We start from the raw sequence: 15,633 nt of genomic DNA on the forward strand, positions 1-15,633 counted from the left end.
TCGCGCGCGATCACCAGCCGCTGCTGGTTGACGAGTCCCACAGGATGGTCATCAGTATGTATTTGATCAACGATCCCATACTTACGATCATTCATAATCCATGATATACCTGTGCCGTAATCGTTAGCTGACGACATTGCAGGTCGGACAGAGACGTCTCTGACCGGCCGATCCGCGATCCGCGATCCACGATCCCCGGGAGCGATCAGATGCCTGCGAACGATCCTCCGTTTTATCCGGTGCCCCGATCGTGCCCCCTGCACCCCAGCGAGGCGCTGGCCGACTTGCAAGCACTTTCACCCCTCACCAAAGTGCAGATCTGGAATGAGCAGCCGGCGTGGCTCGTCACCCGTCACGCAGAGCTTCTTCAGCTGCTCGTCGACCCAAGGCTGAGCGTCAATTCAGAGCGTCAGGGCTATCCGAGTGCGAACCTTGCGGCGGCCCAGATGCGCGAGCAATTCCCGACGTTCCTGCAAATGGACGCCCCGGAGCATCAGATCTTGCGCCGCATGGTCGCGTCTGATTTCAGCGTGAAGAAGTCGGAGGCGCGGCGCGCCGAGATCGACGAGATCGTGAAGGACGCCCTCGAATCTCTCCTGCAGCTGACTCCGCCGGTCGATTTTATCGAGGAGTTCGCTCTGGTAGTTCCGTCCATGGTGATTGCGCGGATCCTGGGAGTGCCGTACAAGGATCACAAGTTCTTCCAGTCGCGTAGCCATACCTTCACGTCGAGCAACTCGACTCCGGAGGAGATTCGGGTTGCGACCGGCGAGATGCGGGAGTATCTGACCGAGCTCGTCACCTCCAAGAATCGAGAGCCCGGAGACGACCTCCTCAGCCGGCTCGTGGTCAAACATATGCGGACCGGCGAGCTCAGCCTCGATCAGGTGGTAGCCCATGCTCGCCTGCTCCTGGCCGGTGGCCACGACACGACAGCCAGCATGATAGGCCTTGGCACGCTGGCCCTGCTGTTGCACCCCGACCAGCGCTCTCTGCTGGCCAATGACCGAACCCATATGCGAAACGCCGTCGAGGAGATGCTGCGCTTCACCACCATCACCCACATCGGTCGCAGGCGAGTAGCCACCAGCGATATCTCGATTGGAGAGGTGACAATCAAGGCAGGGGAGGGGGTCATCGCGGACGCCTTCATCGGTAACAGAGATCCACGTGTTTTCGAGGATCCCGATTCTTTCGACATCGACCGCGACACCCGCGCGCACATCGCGTTTGGATATGGCCCGCACCAGTGTATTGGCCAGAATCTCGCGCGCGTGGAGCTCCAGGTCGTCTTCAACCAATTGTTGGACAAGATCCCGACAATGCGACTTGCCGTGGATTTCGAGGAATTGCGCTTCAAGGAGTCAGCCATCATATATGGGCTCGAGGCTCTGCCGATCGCTTGGTAACCGGCAGTTCCGGCCCAAAATTCCCGAGGGGACGAAGTGCCTGAAGTCGAGATGGCCGATGCTGGAGCGGCGCAGCCGCCCTGCCAGGGAAAGGGGTGACGTCCATGGGTATCGAGGTATGCGTTCGCTTCGATATGAGGGCGCCAGAGTGGGGTGCTTCTCGGAGTGAGCTGTACGCCACCGCGCATGCTATGGCGGAGTTCGCCGACCAAGTGGGGTTTCACACCTTGCTTGTGGGAGAGCACCATGGCACCGAGGACGGATACACGTCTGCACCATTCGTTGTTGCAGCGTCGCTCGCTGCCCGTACTCGCGCGATGCGGATCAGGCTGCGCGCGGTCCTTCTTCCGCTGCACGACCCGGTTCACTTCGCAGAAGAACTTGCCACGCTTGACGTACTCACAGACGGCCGTGCGGAGGCTGTGCTGGGACTGGGCTACGTACCGTCTGAATTTGCCATGTTCGGGCTGGAACCAAGGTCGCGCGTCAGGCGTCTCGAAAAAGGAATCGAGATCCTCACCGCAGCGGTGTCGGGCCAAGCCATAAGCACCGATGGCCGGCGGGGGCGGATCTCGCCACTCCCCGTGCAGGAGGACCTTCCCCTCTATCTCGGCGGCGGTGTCCTCGCGGCAGCGCGCCGGGCGGCGCGGTTCGGCCTGGGCTTCGCGCCCCACCTCCCAAGCCCAGAACTTCTTCAGACATATGAGGCCGAGTGCGCGCGCGGGAACGTTGTGGGTCGGGTGATTCCCAATCCCGGGCACTACGCCATGTTCGTCACCGAGGATCCGGATGATTTTTGGCGTATTTTGGAGCCACACGCCCGTCACAACGCAAACGAGTACTCCAAGATGGCTGTGGCAACGGACACCACGAGCACATTCGTTCCGGCGAACCCAGATGACAGTCTCGATGACCTGAAGAAGCGTGCCAGCACCTGGGTGGTTACACCAGATGAATGCATCGAGCTCGCACAGTCGTTGGCGGAGCAAGGTGGATCGTTCCAGTTTGTTCCTCTCCTTGGGGGCCTCGCACCCGAGTTCGGCTGGTCATCTCTCAGGCTCTTTGCTGACGAGGTGCTGCCCGAGCTCAAGAAGCGGGATTTGTTGGCGGCAATGCCGACACGTCCAGATCGGCCTGTTAAGGGAGAAACTCTGTGATGGAACATTCCAGCGACGTGACAGTAGCCGAGTATGTCGCCGTGAGCCAGCTGCTAAGTCTCTACGGGCATCTATTCGACGCGAAGAAATGGAACGAACTGGATCAGGTCTTTCACACTGACTGTGTCGTCGACTACCGGGACTCGGGTCGCGATAAGGTGGTCGGGCTCGATTCGCTTCGAGAGCACATGCGAAACAATCCGCCAACAGTCATTTCCCACATGGCTACCAACCTTTACGTCTGGCGCAAGGACGATCTGCTAGAGGCACGGAGCAAACTCATCGCTCCCCTGCCTGACGGTACGACGCTGAGCGGGGTTTACGAAGACGTCTTGTGCGAGACACGCTCTGGCTGGCGAGTCGCCGAGCGGGTGGTGCGCCTGCGGCGATCGGTCGAGGACACCTTCTAACGCGAACTGCAGCCGCCGGTGGAGGCCTACTGCCAGCGGTGCTGCCAATGCCGCGGGGGACCTTGCCGAGCTGAGGCACCTTCGCAACGAGTGTCGTCGCAGCAACGTCGAGCGCGCTTCGGATCGCGAGGACGCAGGCCGTCACACCGAGACGCGGCCGGAACCATCAGACGATGGTCCAGGTGCCTCCGTCCTGTACTCCCGCTTGCCGGGCGGCCGCTAGTGTTTTGTGATTCTGTTTGTGGAACCTGAGGCGTCTGTGATCGTTGAGTCTGGTATGGATCTCTCCTCTGAACAGATGGCTGAGCTACGGGAGTTGGCGGGTTCGCGGGATGTGCCGACTGTCGTGGCGCTTCGCGCAGGATCGTGTTGTGGTCGGCCGAGGGGCGGCGGCGAAAGGACATGACCGAGCTCACCGGTGTAGCACCGCTGACGGTGGACCGCTGCAAGTCCCGCTAATGCGGAGCGGGGTGCCGCCGGACTGCAGGACAAACGCCGGGGCGGGCCGCGAACTCAGGTGCCGCCTCGGGCGCGGGCCCGGGTGATCGCCTTGACGAGGATGTCCCCGCCGGCGGATTACGGGCTCTCGCACTGGTCGACGCGAACGCTGGCCGACCACTTGAAGCGGCGCGAAGGCATTTCGGTGTCCATCGCGCGCCTGGCCGCGCCGACTGGCGCGCCTGCTGGCGCGCTCGGCCCTGACGGTGTCCCTGAGCGTGCACAGCGCCGTGCGCATAGGGCGGCCAGGCCGCGCGGGCGAGCAGCTACCACCGCGCCGCCAGGCGTTCACGGTGGACGGCAAGTGCCTGCGCGGGGCCGTCCGCGCCGACGGCAGCCGGGCATTCGTCATGACCGCAGTCCGGCATGGCGACGCCCTCACCGCCGCCCTGCGCGAGATCGGCGCGAAGACGAACGAAATCCTCGAGTTCGCCCCGCTGCTGGATGCCGCGGACGACACGGACCTGGCCGATGCCGTGGTCACCGTGGACGCCCTGCACGCACAGAAGGAGCACGCCCGCTACCTCGTTGAGGACCGAGGCGCTCACTACCTGTTGTCCGTAAAGAACAACCAGCCCACGCTGGCAGGTCAGTTGAGGGCGCTGCCTTGGAAGGACGTACCCGTCCTGGACCGCTCCCGCGACCGCGGGCACGGTCGGGAAGAGGTCCGCGCGGTGAAGGTCTGCAGCGTCGACGGACTGCTGTTCCCCCACGCCCGCCAGGTCGTGCGGATCCACCGGAAACGACGCCGTATCGGAACGAAGAGATGGCAGACCGAGACCTCTACGCCGTCACCGACCTGTCCGCGTACCAGGCCAACGCGGCCGAGATCGCGGCCTGGGCCCGCGGCCACTGGATCATCGCGAACACCGTCCACTGGACCAAGGACGTCACCTTCGCCGAGGACGCGAGCAGGGTCCGCCGCCGTCGCACCCCCGCCGTCATGAGCGCGCTACGCGACCTCGCCCGTGGCGCCCTTCACCGGGCCGGCTGGGCCAACATCGCCAGCGGCCGTCGCGCTCACACCCAACCCGAAGCCATCCTCGCCCTCCACGGAATCCCATGATCAAAACCGGACGATCAGGACTCTCCCCGGGGCCCTGGCACCGTTCGGGCACCTTCAAGATCTCGAAAGACCCGGCGTTCGCGGAGAAGGCCGCCGATGTCGTCGGCCTGTACCTGGCCCCGCCCGGTGGCGCCGTGGTGCTGTCGGGCGACGAGAAGACGCGGGTGCAGGCCCTGGATCGGACCCAGCCGGTGCTGCCGGTGGCCTTCGCGGCCACCGAGAAGCGCACCCACGACTACGTCCGGCACGGCACCACGAACCTGTTCGCCGCGCTGAACGTCATGACCGGTGAAGTGCTGGGCGAGTGCAAGCCGAACCGGAACGGCGCGAACTTCCTGGCGTTCCTGAAGAAGGTCGTCGAGCCGCATGCGGAGAACGCCGGGGCCCTGCCCCGGACGTGAAGGTGTGGCTGGCGAATAACCCGCACGTCCACTTCCATTTCACCCCCGTCGGGTCCTCGTGGCTGAACCGGATCGAGATCTGGTTCGGGATCATCACCTGGCAGTCCATGGTCACACTGGCGACGCCGCCACCAGCACCGCGCAGCCACCTGCCACCGCCGCTGGAACGAGATCACCGCAGCTACGACCACATGACCAACCTCGAAGATCACGAACTGCGATCACGAACTGCAGCTGTCGTGTTCAGACCGCGAGGATCGGGTGAGTCCGTGCCCGGTCAGCAGGACACGCTGTAGTCGAGGCATGTCCGGCCGGATCACCAGGGTCGTGAGTGCACACTGATGCCATGCGTGTCTGCTCCATCCTCGTGGGCAACACGGAACAAAACCGCGGTCGGTGTCCTGACTCCCGGATCAGCGCGCGCCGTCCGCCTTCCCGACATCTCGCTCGTCAGTGGCGTCCTACTCGACGACGTACTCCCCGGTCACAGTGGCGGGACCGTGCCAGTTTCACACCGGCTTCCCTGCACCGCGGGCGTTCCTCACGAGGAGATAGTTGGACGTCCTAGTAAATCCACCCCGACACGCTCGCGATTGCGTCGGCCTCAGACGTCGTTGCCATTGACGGACAGCCGGCCGAAGCTCCCACGGAAGTAAGCCAGGGGCATTCCCGCACGCCCTCCCGCTCGCTCGACCTCGCCGATGATCACGACGTGGGTTCCCGCGATGAGTTCGTCGGCGACCCGGCACTCGAAGGTCGCCAGCGCGTCGGGCAGCAGTGGGGCGCCGCGGTCCCCCCGGGCGATGTTGAGATCGGTGAAAGAGGAGCCCTGGCGAGCGAAGCGCGACGCAAACTCCGACTGGTCCTCCGCAAGCACGTTCACCGCGAAGTGGCGGCTCGCCACGACCGCCCGTCCGGTCCTGGAGGACCTGTTCATGCTGACCAGCAGCATGGGCGGTTCGAGGGAGACGGACGTCATCGAGCTGGCGGTGGTGCCGTACGGTATTCCGTCACTCAAGGTGGTGACCACGGTGACACCGCTGGCGAACCGTCCGATGAGATCCCGGAATTCCTCACTGGTGACCGTTGCCATCAGGCAACCTCCGTTGCGCCCGGTTGAGGATGGTCTCCACGTGCCGCATGTGCGCCGCGTCGACCAGCATGCCGTTGACCGCGATCGCTCCGGTGCCCGAACTCTCGGCCGCTCGATAGGCGTCACGGGTGGTGTTCGCCCACTCGATCTCCTCCGGTGTGGGGCTGAAGACCGCGTTGGCGATTGGAACCTGACTGGGGTGGATACACCATTTGCCGTCGAAACCGAGCATGCCGGCGGCGTCGCAGTAGCGCCGGTACGCCTCCTCGTCCCGGTAGTTCGGAGAGGGATAGTCGATGGCGTCGATGCCGGCCGCACGGGCCGCCGCGACGACGGTGGATCGCGCGTAGTGCCAGAAATCCCCGGGGTAGCTGCGTACCGGCTGGAAATCGGTGTCGACCCGGGCGCGGAGCGAGGCCGACAGGTCGCCGGCGCCCAGAATGACCGCTTCCAGGCGCGGGCTCGCCGCAGCGATCTCGAATGCGTTGCCGAGCCCCTCGGCCTCCTCTATCAGTACTTCGAGGCCGATTCGGTGGGTGAGACCGAGCTTGGCTTCGAGCTGGCTGAGCAGGACGTCGAACCACCACACGTCCCTGGCGCTGCGTGCTTTGGGGACGATGATGACGTCGAGGTTGTGCCCGGCGGCCGAGACGATCTCCACGACGTCGTCGTGGCACCAGATCGTGTCCAGGCCATTGACCCGGACCGCCCGGACCGTATCGCCCCAGTCGTACTCGTTGAGGGCCTTGATGATGTTCGCCCGGCCCTGGGCCTTCGCGCTCGGCGCACAGGCGTCTTCGAGGTCCATGAAGACGAGGTCGGCACCGATACCCGGCGCCTTGGCCAGCATCTTCTCGCTGCTGGCCGGTGTGGCCAGTTCCGAACGGCGGATACGTCTGGTCATTGAACCTCCTGGTCAGATGGTTCCGTTGGCGCGCAACTCGGCGCGACGGGTGGCGTCGATCCCGAGGAGATCGCCGTATACGCGGTCGTTGTGGGCGCCCAGTGGTGGGCCGAGGTGCCGGACCGTGGCGGGGGTGGCGCTGAGGCGCGCGGTGGGTGCCTGGACCCGGATCGGCCCCAGCTCGGGGTCGTCGAACGCCGGGAAGGTGCCGCGGGCGGCGAGGTGCGGATCGTTCAGCAGCGCCTCGGCGTCGTAGACGCGGGCCACGGCGCAGTCGTTGGCCTCGAAGGCGGCCAGGGCATCGGCCAGGGTCTGCTGTGCCACCCAGGCGGCCACCACTTCGTCGATCTCGTCACCGTGTGCCGCGCGACCGGCCGGTTCGTAGTAGCCGGGGTCGCTCGCGAGGTCGGGGCGTCCCACGACGGTGAAGACCCGCTGTGCCATACGTGGTGAGGCCGAGGATATTGCGAGCCATCCTCCGTCCTTCGCGCGGTAGCAGTTACGGGGTGCGCTCGCGTCGAAACGGCTGCCGGAGCGCACGGCGATGGTTCCGAGCTGGTCGTACGCCAGCGTCGCGGACTCGATCAGCCGGGCCAGGGGCTCGATGAGGTTGACGTCGACGACCTGACCTTGGCCGCCGTGGACGTCACGGTGGTACAGCGCGGCCAGCACGGCGTGGGTCGCCGCCAGCGAGGCGACGCCGTCGGCCAGCATGAACGGCGGCAGCGAGGGCGGCCCGCCCGGTTCGCCCACCAGATGCGCGAAACCGCTCATGGCCTCGGCCAGCGTGCCGTAGCCGGGCTTGTCGCTGTAGGGCCCGCCGGCGCCGTACCCGGAGACATGGAGGACCACGAGCCGCGGGTGCCGGGCGACGACGTCCGCGGGGGTCAGGCCCCAGCGCGCCAGTGCACTGGGGCGGCTGCCCAGGATGACCACATCGGCGAGGTCGAGGAGCTGGTGCAGCAGTGCCTGCCCTTCCGCCGCGCGGAGGTCGAGCGTGACGCACTGCTTGTTACGGCTCACGCTCTTCCAGACCAGGCCCAGCCCATTTTTCATGTCGCCCCAGGTCCGGAGCGGATCACCGGTGCCGGGCTGCTCGACCTTGATCACCTCGGCGCCCAGTTCGCCGAGATTCGTGGCGACCATCGGGCCGGCGACGAGTGTGGCCGCGTCGATGACTCTGATCCCCTGGAGCGCTGCCTGTGTACCCTGTGCAGACTCAGACATGGGCGGGTCCCGCGGGCTGCCGCGGAGCAGCCGGCGAGCGCTCAAGCCCCAGATGCTCACGCAGAGTGGAACCGGTGTACTCGGTGCGGTACAGACCCCGTCGCTGCAACTCCGGCACCACCATACGGACGACGTCCTCGAAGGATCCTGGCAGATGGGTCGCGGCGAGCACGAAGCCGTCACAGGCGTCTGTCATGAACCACTCCTCCATCTGGTCCGCGACCTGGGTGGCCGTGCCGACGAAACGTGGTCCTTGAAGCAGGGTTGCCCGGTGTCCCGCGAGGTCGCGAATGCGTACGGTGTCGCCGATGTGGGTGCGCAGGTTCTGCACCAGCCCACGGATTCCGGTCGACTTGTCGATGAGCTCGTCCGTCACGATCTCGTCGAGATCGTGTGCCGAGAAGTCGTAGTTCATCAGCTCGGACAGGAGGGTCAGCGACGCCATCGGATCAACGAGGTCGTTGAGGAACATCTGCTCACGCTCGGCGGCGTGCGCCTCCGATTCCCCGACGACGGCGTAGGCCATGGGGCAGATCTTCACTGCGCCGGGGTCACGGCCGAACTCGGCGATCCGCGCCTTCTGCTCGGCGTAATGGCTCCGCGCCACCTCGATGCCCGGGTCGCCAGTGAAGATCAGTTCGGCCCACCGCGCGGCGAAGTCGCGTCCCCGTCCGGACGAGCCCGCCTGGAGCAAGACCGGATGGCCCTGCGGGGAACGCGGGACCGTCAGCGGGCCTCGGACATCGAAGTGCGCACCGTGGTAGTTCAGTTCGTGGACCTTGCTGGGATCGGCGTAGATGCCGGACGCGCGGTCGCGCACCAGCGCCCCGTCCTCCCAGGTGTCCCATAGCCCGACGACCGCTTCGAGGAACTCATCCGCGCGGTCATAGCGCTCGGTGGGACTCATGTGCTGGTTCACGCCGAAGTTCTGGGCCTCGCGGTCGTTGACCGACGTCACCACGTTCCACGCGGCACGGCCGCCGCTGAGGTGGTCGAGCGTCCCGAATGTCCGCGCGACGTGAAACGGCGCGTGGTAGGTGGTGGAGTAGGTCGCCCCCAGGCCGATCCGTGAGGTCGCCTGGCTGAGCACTCCCAGGATCACGCTCAGGTCGAGCTTCACCGGTCGGGCACCGTACCGCACCGCGTCGGCGACCGACCCTCCGTGGATCCCCGGCATCGCGAGCCGGTCGTCGAAGAACATCAGGTCGAACAGGCCGCGTTCCAGCAGCCGGCCGAGGTCGGCGTAGTACGAGGCGTCGAGATATCTGTGCTCGGTCGCCGGATGGCGCCAGGAACCGGCGTAGACGGACGTATTGCCTGCCTGCATGAACGCGACCAGCGCCAGCTGGTCTCCTGGTTGTCTACTCATGGATCAACAATAACCTATCTAATATATTCGATTCAATATTCTGGCGATGATACCCTTCCGGCGTGAGGCAGAACCTGGTCGGCGAGATCGGCGGGACCGTGCGCCAGCGTGCGGAGCGGGAGCTCCGTGACCGCATCCTGACCGGGGTGCTGCCCGCGGGGACGCGGCTCGATCTCGACCGCATCTCCGAGGAGTTCGGCATCAGCCGCACACCGGTTCGTGAAGCGCTGCTGGAACTGTCCTTCCAGGGGCTCGTGGAGATCGCTCCGCGCAGTCGCGTCGTCGTCATCGGGGCCACCCCCGGCGAGACGATGGACAATTTCGCGATCCTCGCCGCCCTGAGCGGCAAGGCCGCGGAGTGGGCGGCGAAGAGGATCACACCGGAAGCGCTGAAGGAACTCGAAGGCGCCGCAGATGCCCTCTCGACCACGCCCCCCGGCCCCGCTCTGATCGACGCCAACTGGCGCTTCCACCACATCATCAACACCTCCACCGGAGTGCCGCATCTGCTGTCCCTGATGAGGCAGGCGGTGCGCCTGATTCCGTCGAACTTTCTGGCCGTCATGCCTGTTCACAACCGACGAGAGCACGACGAGTTGCTCGATCACCTGCGGCGGGGCGACGCCGTACAGGCGCGGACCGTTGCCGAACAGCATGTTCTCGGAGCCGGCGAGGCGTTGGCGGACTGGCTCCGCCAATGACAGTGCGGGATCCGCTGGACGAGGTCGACACCGGGGGCCGCCGTCAACGCCAGGGAGTGTCATGAATCAGGTGGATACACCCTCAGATGGGTCACCTGATGGGCACGGTAACGGGTCACCTGATCGGGAGAGCTGACGGCGTGTCGGTTGCGGTGCCGGATCAGAGCGTTGACGGTGCCAATGTGGTACGTGTGATGACCAAGAGCCGTCAGGAGCGGCGGAGCCGGGGCTTTCTCCGCTGCTGCTGGACGAGCTGGCCGCCGAGCGGGTCCGGCGGGGCGAGGGCCTGCGGCTGATGGGCGAGGGAGGGCGGGCTGTTGCCGCAGCTCACCCGGCACCTGATGCAGGCCGCGCTGGAGGCCGAGATGGACGTGCACCTGGAGGCGGAAGCCGGCCGCACCGGTGGTCTGGGCTCGCGCTCGGGAGGCGACGCCCGCAACGGCTACCGGGCCAACAATGCGATCGAGAGCCTCAACGCCCGCTACCGCCGCTCCGTCAACGCCTGCGGGCGTTTCCCCAACGACACCGCTGCTCTCAACGGCTCTACCTTTGATCTTGGCCGGTGCTCCGCCCTTCAGGACTCCGTTGGGAAAGGGACGAACCGCCGGCCGTGGTGGTCACTTTGGCTCACGGACCCGCAGGTCAAGTGATCCACTCCCAGCCAGAGTGCGAGCCGGGATGCCCGCCCTGTCCTTTTGCCAACGGAGTCCTTCAGGGCGGGGGTGAAGGCCATCCTTGGCCCGGAGGCCCGGAGGCCCGGAGGCCCGGAGGCCCGGAGGCCCGGAGGCCGGGAGGCCCGGAGGCCCGGAGTGTTCTGCGTCTCCGGGGTGACGGTCATACGGGACGCTGCTGGTTGTCGATGTACTGCTTGACGACGGTCAGGGGTGCCCCGCCGCATGATCCTGCGAAGTAAATCTCCCCGCTCCAGCCGCGAGAGCACTTCAAACCAACCGAGTGAAGTACACCGAATTCGTGACCCGCTCTAGTAGGCCGGCGCGGGGCGGAAGGTCATGCGGCCGTGGTCGATGACGACGGTACCGTCACCGGTCGCGGTCTGGAACAGCGCCTCGCCCTCGCCGGCTTCCGGGACCCAGATCGAGACGACCAGGGTGTCCCCCGGCAGTACCGGACGGCTGAAGCGGCCGGACATCGAGCCGAAGCGGGCCGGGTCCGACCCGCACAACGAATGCAGCAGCGCGCGGCCGGTGAACCCGTAGGTGCACAGCCCGTGCAGGATCGGCCGGGTGAACCCGCCGCGGGCCGCGAACTTCGGGTCCGCGTGCAGCGGGTTCCGGTCACCGGACAGGCGGTAGAGGAGGGCCTGTCCGGGGAGTGTCTCGAGCAGGACGCGATGATCCGCGGGACGATCCGGCCGGCGCCACGGCCGGGACGGGCCGCGGTCGCCGCTGAACCCGCCCTCGCCCCGGATGAAGACCCCGGAGCGCGTGGTCACCAGGGGCTCCCCGGTGACGGCGTCGACCGCGGTGCTCTCCGTGACTACGAGAGCACCGGAACCCTTGTCGTACATGCCGGTGACGGTGGAGACCGTACGCGCCGTGCCCTTCACGGGCAGCGGTCCGTGCAACTCGAAGGCCTGCTCGGCATGCACAATCTGGGCCCGGTCGAAGTCGCCGAGGCCCCGGCTACGGCTGGGCTGCGCAAGCAGCACGCCGAACGTCGGGAGCACCTTCTGCTCAATGCCCTCGGAGTTCTCGGTCGTGAACTCCAGTTCGCGCAGCGGGTCGCCGAGGCCCGCTCCAACGCCGACCGCGTAGAGCAGGGCGTCGGCGGATGACCACGAGCGTTCGGCCGGCTGGCCGGGGATTCCCACCAGGCTGTGGTTGAGCGGCATCGTCACCCCCATTGTCCAGAATCCCGTTCTAAAACCATGGTTCAATCCTGTGGCCGTCAGATCCTCGGCCTCACCAGGAGCTGATTTGCTGAGATGCGGGAACACCACCTGATGAGAAACCAGGAAACCCGCATGCACCCCTGTTACCGATCATGGCGGCGGCGTCGTCACCGAAGACCCGAACGGATTTGTTTTGCGGTCGTCGGGATCCAGCTACGCTGGAGGCATTTCTGTGGCATGGCGGGAGGCAAGTCGTCCTGCCCGGCGGCCGGTTGCCACGGCCAGGCTCAGTCCGCCGCCGTACCCGCGGTGATACGCATCAGACATGTCGGCGCCGGCGGCGAACAGACCGGGAATCGCGTTTCCGTCGGGATCGGTGGCGCATCCGGATTCGTTCACCTCGACACCGCCGAAGGTAAAGGTCACCGCCGGTACGACTTCTACCATATAGATATCGCCGCCGGAGGAAAGCTGAGATGTGGCGTCGGCGCTCAGGTGCAGAGGCGCGGAACCCCATGACGCGGCGATGGCTGATGCATCGTTGACGTCGGAGGCGACGGCCGTGCGCGCGCCGCGGCTCCGGGCGAAGTCGAACCTGTCAATGGTGGGCACTCCCGGAACGGGCGCAGTCTTCATGATCTCGGCGTGCGTTGCCTGCGTCCAGAGCAGGGTGCCACGGCCGCCGACTTCCGCCAGCGTGATCGCGTTCACGAAATCACCGAGGGATTCGTCGGTGAATTGCTGGCCGTCGCGGCCGACAAGTATTCCGCTGCCGCTGTGGTACTGGGCCAGCGTCAGGAAGTCGGCTGGGCACACCGCGTCGACATCAGCGGGGTACAGATGGCCGTAGAAGCCGTGGTTGGCGGTGTTGACTGAGCCGCCGAGCTCGGTGGCGATCCTTGCGCCGTCTCCGCGCGAGTAAGGGTTGCCGCGTAGCGGCGGCACGAAAGCGTGGTCGACCAGTGCGGACCGGACTGCGGGATCGGCTTGGCGTCCGCCGCTGGCCAGGACCACCGACCGGGCAGTGATCGCAGACCGGTTCCCGCCTGTCGAGATCGTGAAGGAGAAGCCACTGGAAGTGCGGCTGACCTCGAGGACCTCGGTGTCGCGGTGGAGCCGTCCGCCCAGCGCCACGAAGCGGCAATGCAGCTGGGAGAACACCACTGGCATGTCAAATCTGCGCCCGTCCAGAGCCGCCTGCTCGTTTGGGATCGGGTCGGAATATTGCGACAGCCACCGGATGGTGTCGGGATAGTTCTCGATCACGAGGTGGCCGTGTCGCTGGAACTCGCCCGGATCCGCGGCGTGCAGATCCGCCACGGATGGCAACGCCCATACGTTTCCGCCGGACATGGCCGCGGAGCCGCCGATCATGGGCGCGCGTTCGATAAGCACCGTCTTCGCACCCGCTTCGGCGGCGGTGACGGCTGCAGACATCCCCGCGAGGCCCGCGCCGAGCACGAGAACATCGGCCTTCATCTGCACCGCGGGGGAATGGGGGTCGACCATGGTGACCATTGCGGCTCCTGATCTGGGCTGGTCTCAGCACCGTATATTACGACTGGATCAGATACAAGTGATCATCTATCAACGTTGCCCTGGCTCCCGCCGACAGCGCCGCCCTGCATCCCTGAGTGACACCCCCTGACTGAACGCCTCCAGACCTCGGGGGAGCGGGTCCGCTGGCCACGATCGCGCAGAACATGCAGAACGCCTCGCTGGTGCCGGGGTCTCCCCGAAGATCACCCCCGGGCGGAAAGCATCCCGCAAGCTCTGCGGCCGGTCAGCGGTTACCGCAAGGGTCGCGCCGGACTGGCGGGGTGGCCGCCGCACAGGCCGGCGCTGTCGATGCCGCGGCAGCGAAGGGGAGGGGCGGCGACGGCGGACACCGGCCACCCGCGCAGATCGATTGACGGCGGATCGCCCTGTCCGGGCCGACGCCGCGAAGGCGGGGAAGAGTCTGCGCCACGCCTGGCGCGGGCTGGCGAGCGCGAGCCTGCCGATAGCCGCGGCGGCCGGCATCGGCGCAATCACCGTCGGCTCGGACGATCTGGGACGGGTTCAGAACGACTCCTTGACGGAGATGTCACCTACCCCTAATCTCCGATAAGTTATCACAGGTCAAAGATGGGATTAAAGATGGGCAGAGGTTCTTCTTTAGCTCGCCTCGCCGCGCTGGCCTCGGCTGTGGTGCTCCTCGCCGGGTGCTCGAGCGGCGGCGGAGACTCGCCGGCGGCGTCGGGGGCCGCGGGCGGCAAGGTCGCGTCGGGCACCCCGATCAAGTTCGGCGTGGTGTCGCCGGTGACCGGGGCCACTGCCGTTCCCGCCTTCCAGCAAGGCGTCAAGGCCGCCGCCGCGTACGTCAACAACCAGCTCGGCGGCGTCAACGGCCACCCGCTGGAGATGGTGTACTGCGACGACCAGGGCCAGGACCCGTCGAAGAATGCCGCCTGCGTGCAGAAATTCGTAGCCAACAACGTCATCGCGATCCTGAACATGGGCACCGCGTTCGGCACCGCGAGCCTGCCGATAGCCACGGCCGCCGGCATCAGCACGTTCACTCAGGGCTCGGACGCGTCCGAGGTCAAGAGCAAACACACGATCATCCTGCATGTCGACGCCGAGAGCGGATACGCCGCCGTCTTCTCCCACCTGAAGAAGCAAGGGAAGACAAGCGTCGGCTCGATGGTCATCAATTTCCCGGAGACCACCGCGCTGTACGGTGGAATTCTTCCATCGGCCGCGCGGAAGAGCGGGGTTGAGTTCGTCCGTATGGTCGTCATCAACCCGACCGCCACCGACTTCACGCCGGAGCTGCTCAAGGCCAGCCAGGGCGCCGACATCGTCACGATGTCGTACGGCCCGGCTCAGATGGCGCAGACACTCCAGAACGCGCAGGCGGCCGGCGTGCACGTCCAGTTCGCGGTGGGGAATGCCGCGATCGACCAGAAGAACTTCGTCCAGCCAGCCGGATCGGCGGCCGAAGGTGTGGTGGCGTACTCCGGCGTGGACCTGTACAACTCCTCGGCTCCGCAGGCCGTGACCTACCGCGACCAGATGGAGAAGGCCGGGTTCGGCGCCGGCATAGGCGGGATGTCGGAGCAGGGCTTCTCGTTCGTGATGACGGCTCACACCGCGCTGAGCGACATGAAGCAGTACACCCCCGGCGCCCTGCGGGACTACTTCAACAGCCACAAGGTGCCGGTCTACCTCGGCCAGGTCTACGACGCGTCGAAGACGCCCTTCCCGGACCGCCCGGCCATCCACGTCACCGCGGCCCGCGTCGTCCAGGTCAAGAACGGCCAGTTCGCCGATGTCGGCGGCGACTGGATTGACACCTACGGTGGCGGGTCCTGACCGGACGGCAGCTACTGGGGCGTCCCCAAGGTTGCCAGCCCTGACTGAGACGGCGGGCGCCGCCGTGGGCACGCGTTGATGGAGGGAGTCGGAAGTGCTCCATAAGGGGTCAGGCGTAATGAACCTGGCCCTGGGTGCGGTCGCTGCGGCCAGCGCCTTCACCTTCAGCGATTTTCAGCCTGACCTGGG

The 15,633-nt window shown here is 66.2% G+C and carries 14 protein-coding genes, 3 pseudogenes and 1 riboswitch; of the genes and pseudogenes, 10 read left to right on the top strand and 7 right to left on the bottom strand.

Annotation, left to right across the window (positions count from 1 at the left end):
- The first annotated feature begins 209 nt into the window (after positions 1–209).
- The 7 genes and pseudogenes from ACFYXB_RS33640 to ACFYXB_RS33670 all read left to right on the top strand — a co-directional run bounded on the left by ACFYXB_RS33640 (position 210) and on the right by ACFYXB_RS33670 (position 5,237).
- Positions 210–1,409 carry a cytochrome P450 gene (locus ACFYXB_RS33640; RefSeq protein ID WP_389588800.1) on the top strand — a complete coding sequence of 400 codons (1,200 nt, stop codon included), beginning with the start codon at positions 210–212 and terminating at the stop codon, positions 1,407–1,409.
- Between the two features lie 104 nt (positions 1,410–1,513).
- Entirely contained in the window at positions 1,514–2,566 is a 1,053-nt protein-coding gene (locus ACFYXB_RS33645; RefSeq protein ID WP_389588802.1) for an LLM class flavin-dependent oxidoreductase, read from the top strand.
- Positions 2,566–2,976, top strand: a complete 411-nt coding sequence (locus ACFYXB_RS33650) for a nuclear transport factor 2 family protein (RefSeq protein WP_389588804.1) — start codon at positions 2,566–2,568, stop codon at positions 2,974–2,976. Before ACFYXB_RS33645 ends, ACFYXB_RS33650 begins: the two co-directional genes overlap by 1 nt.
- A 472-nt stretch (positions 2,977–3,448) precedes the next feature.
- Positions 3,449–3,619: pseudogene (locus ACFYXB_RS33655) on the top strand (helix-turn-helix domain-containing protein); the annotation flags it as partial.
- A 48-nt stretch (positions 3,620–3,667) separates the two neighbouring features.
- A pseudogene (locus ACFYXB_RS33660) lies at positions 3,668–4,540 on the top strand (ISAs1 family transposase); the annotation flags it as partial.
- Positions 4,537–4,941 (top strand): hypothetical protein, encoded by a 405-nt coding sequence (locus ACFYXB_RS33665; RefSeq protein ID WP_389588806.1) that lies wholly within the window; start codon positions 4,537–4,539, stop codon positions 4,939–4,941. The pseudogene ACFYXB_RS33660 and the gene ACFYXB_RS33665, both read left to right, overlap by 4 nt.
- A gap of 2 nt (positions 4,942–4,943) precedes the next feature.
- On the top strand, positions 4,944–5,237 hold the full coding sequence (locus tag ACFYXB_RS33670) for a hypothetical protein (RefSeq protein ID WP_389588808.1): 294 nt from the start codon (positions 4,944–4,946) through the stop codon (positions 5,235–5,237).
- 77 nt (positions 5,238–5,314) lie between these two features.
- A riboswitch (cobalamin riboswitch) is annotated at positions 5,315–5,489 on the bottom strand.
- A gap of 56 nt (positions 5,490–5,545) precedes the next feature.
- Here ACFYXB_RS33670 and ACFYXB_RS33675 read toward each other — a convergent pair.
- Genes ACFYXB_RS33675 through ACFYXB_RS33690 form a run of 4 tightly spaced genes read right to left on the bottom strand, consistent with a single transcriptional unit; the run spans position 5,546 to position 9,534 of the window.
- Positions 5,546–6,034 carry a flavin reductase family protein gene (locus ACFYXB_RS33675; RefSeq protein WP_389588810.1) on the bottom strand — a complete coding sequence of 163 codons (489 nt, stop codon included), beginning with the start codon at positions 6,032–6,034 and terminating at the stop codon, positions 5,546–5,548.
- Entirely contained in the window at positions 6,015–6,938 is a 924-nt protein-coding gene (locus tag ACFYXB_RS33680) for an HpcH/HpaI aldolase/citrate lyase family protein (protein WP_389588812.1), read from the bottom strand. The genes ACFYXB_RS33675 and ACFYXB_RS33680 overlap by 20 nt, the downstream gene beginning before the upstream one ends.
- A gap of 12 nt (positions 6,939–6,950) precedes the next feature.
- Positions 6,951–8,165 carry a CaiB/BaiF CoA transferase family protein gene (locus tag ACFYXB_RS33685; protein WP_389588814.1) on the bottom strand — a complete coding sequence of 405 codons (1,215 nt, stop codon included), beginning with the start codon at positions 8,163–8,165 and terminating at the stop codon, positions 6,951–6,953.
- Entirely contained in the window at positions 8,158–9,534 is a 1,377-nt protein-coding gene (locus ACFYXB_RS33690; RefSeq protein ID WP_389588816.1) for an LLM class flavin-dependent oxidoreductase, read from the bottom strand. The genes ACFYXB_RS33685 and ACFYXB_RS33690 overlap by 8 nt, the downstream gene beginning before the upstream one ends.
- A 62-nt stretch (positions 9,535–9,596) precedes the next feature.
- On the opposite strand from ACFYXB_RS33690, the gene ACFYXB_RS33695 reads away from it, so the two are divergent.
- Together ACFYXB_RS33695 and ACFYXB_RS33700 are read left to right on the top strand one after the other, a co-directional pair.
- The gene (locus tag ACFYXB_RS33695; RefSeq protein WP_351359499.1) at positions 9,597–10,235 is read left to right on the top strand and encodes a GntR family transcriptional regulator; all 639 of its coding nucleotides are present in this window, start codon (positions 9,597–9,599) and stop codon (positions 10,233–10,235) included.
- A gap of 317 nt (positions 10,236–10,552) precedes the next feature.
- Entirely contained in the window at positions 10,553–10,885 is a 333-nt protein-coding gene (locus tag ACFYXB_RS33700) for a transposase (RefSeq protein ID WP_389588819.1), read from the top strand.
- A gap of 184 nt (positions 10,886–11,069) precedes the next feature.
- Here ACFYXB_RS33700 and ACFYXB_RS33705 read toward each other — a convergent pair.
- The 3 genes and pseudogenes from ACFYXB_RS33705 to ACFYXB_RS33715 all read right to left on the bottom strand — a co-directional run.
- Positions 11,070–11,168, bottom strand: a pseudogene (locus tag ACFYXB_RS33705) (IS200/IS605 family transposase); the annotation flags it as partial.
- 49 nt (positions 11,169–11,217) lie between these two features.
- Positions 11,218–12,087, bottom strand: a complete 870-nt coding sequence (locus tag ACFYXB_RS33710; RefSeq protein ID WP_389588821.1) for a MaoC/PaaZ C-terminal domain-containing protein — start codon at positions 12,085–12,087, stop codon at positions 11,218–11,220.
- A 213-nt stretch (positions 12,088–12,300) separates the two neighbouring features.
- Entirely contained in the window at positions 12,301–13,605 is a 1,305-nt protein-coding gene (locus ACFYXB_RS33715; protein ID WP_389588823.1) for an FAD-dependent oxidoreductase, read from the bottom strand.
- Between the two features lie 621 nt (positions 13,606–14,226).
- Here ACFYXB_RS33715 and ACFYXB_RS33720 point away from each other — a divergent pair.
- A complete protein-coding gene (locus ACFYXB_RS33720) occupies positions 14,227–15,444 on the top strand; it encodes an ABC transporter substrate-binding protein (RefSeq protein WP_389588825.1) in 1,218 nt (405 codons plus the stop codon).
- The last annotated feature ends 189 nt before the right edge of the window (positions 15,445–15,633 follow it).

This window comes from Streptomyces sp. NPDC002619 (assembly GCF_042889305.1).
GTDB lineage: Bacteria > Actinomycetota > Actinomycetes > Streptomycetales > Streptomycetaceae > Streptomyces.

Excerpts from the sequence above, each read along its gene's own strand:
- ACFYXB_RS33640 (WP_389588800.1), top strand. The coding sequence starts at position 210 with ATGCCTGCGAACGATCCTCCGTTTTATCCGGTGCCCCGATCGTGCCCC.
- ACFYXB_RS33645 (WP_389588802.1), top strand. The coding sequence starts at position 1,514 with ATGGGTATCGAGGTATGCGTTCGCTTCGATATGAGGGCGCCAGAGTGG.
- ACFYXB_RS33650 (WP_389588804.1), top strand. The coding sequence starts at position 2,566 with ATGGAACATTCCAGCGACGTGACAGTAGCCGAGTATGTCGCCGTGAGC.
- ACFYXB_RS33665 (WP_389588806.1), top strand. The coding sequence starts at position 4,537 with ATGATCAAAACCGGACGATCAGGACTCTCCCCGGGGCCCTGGCACCGT.
- ACFYXB_RS33675 (WP_389588810.1), bottom strand. The coding sequence starts at position 6,034 with ATGGCAACGGTCACCAGTGAGGAATTCCGGGATCTCATCGGACGGTTC.
- ACFYXB_RS33680 (WP_389588812.1), bottom strand. The coding sequence starts at position 6,938 with ATGACCAGACGTATCCGCCGTTCGGAACTGGCCACACCGGCCAGCAGC.
- ACFYXB_RS33685 (WP_389588814.1), bottom strand. The coding sequence starts at position 8,165 with ATGTCTGAGTCTGCACAGGGTACACAGGCAGCGCTCCAGGGGATCAGA.
- ACFYXB_RS33690 (WP_389588816.1), bottom strand. The coding sequence starts at position 9,534 with ATGAGTAGACAACCAGGAGACCAGCTGGCGCTGGTCGCGTTCATGCAG.
- ACFYXB_RS33710 (WP_389588821.1), bottom strand. The coding sequence starts at position 12,087 with ATGCCGCTCAACCACAGCCTGGTGGGAATCCCCGGCCAGCCGGCCGAA.
- ACFYXB_RS33715 (WP_389588823.1), bottom strand. The coding sequence starts at position 13,605 with ATGGTCACCATGGTCGACCCCCATTCCCCCGCGGTGCAGATGAAGGCC.
- ACFYXB_RS33720 (WP_389588825.1), top strand. The coding sequence starts at position 14,227 with ATGGGCAGAGGTTCTTCTTTAGCTCGCCTCGCCGCGCTGGCCTCGGCT.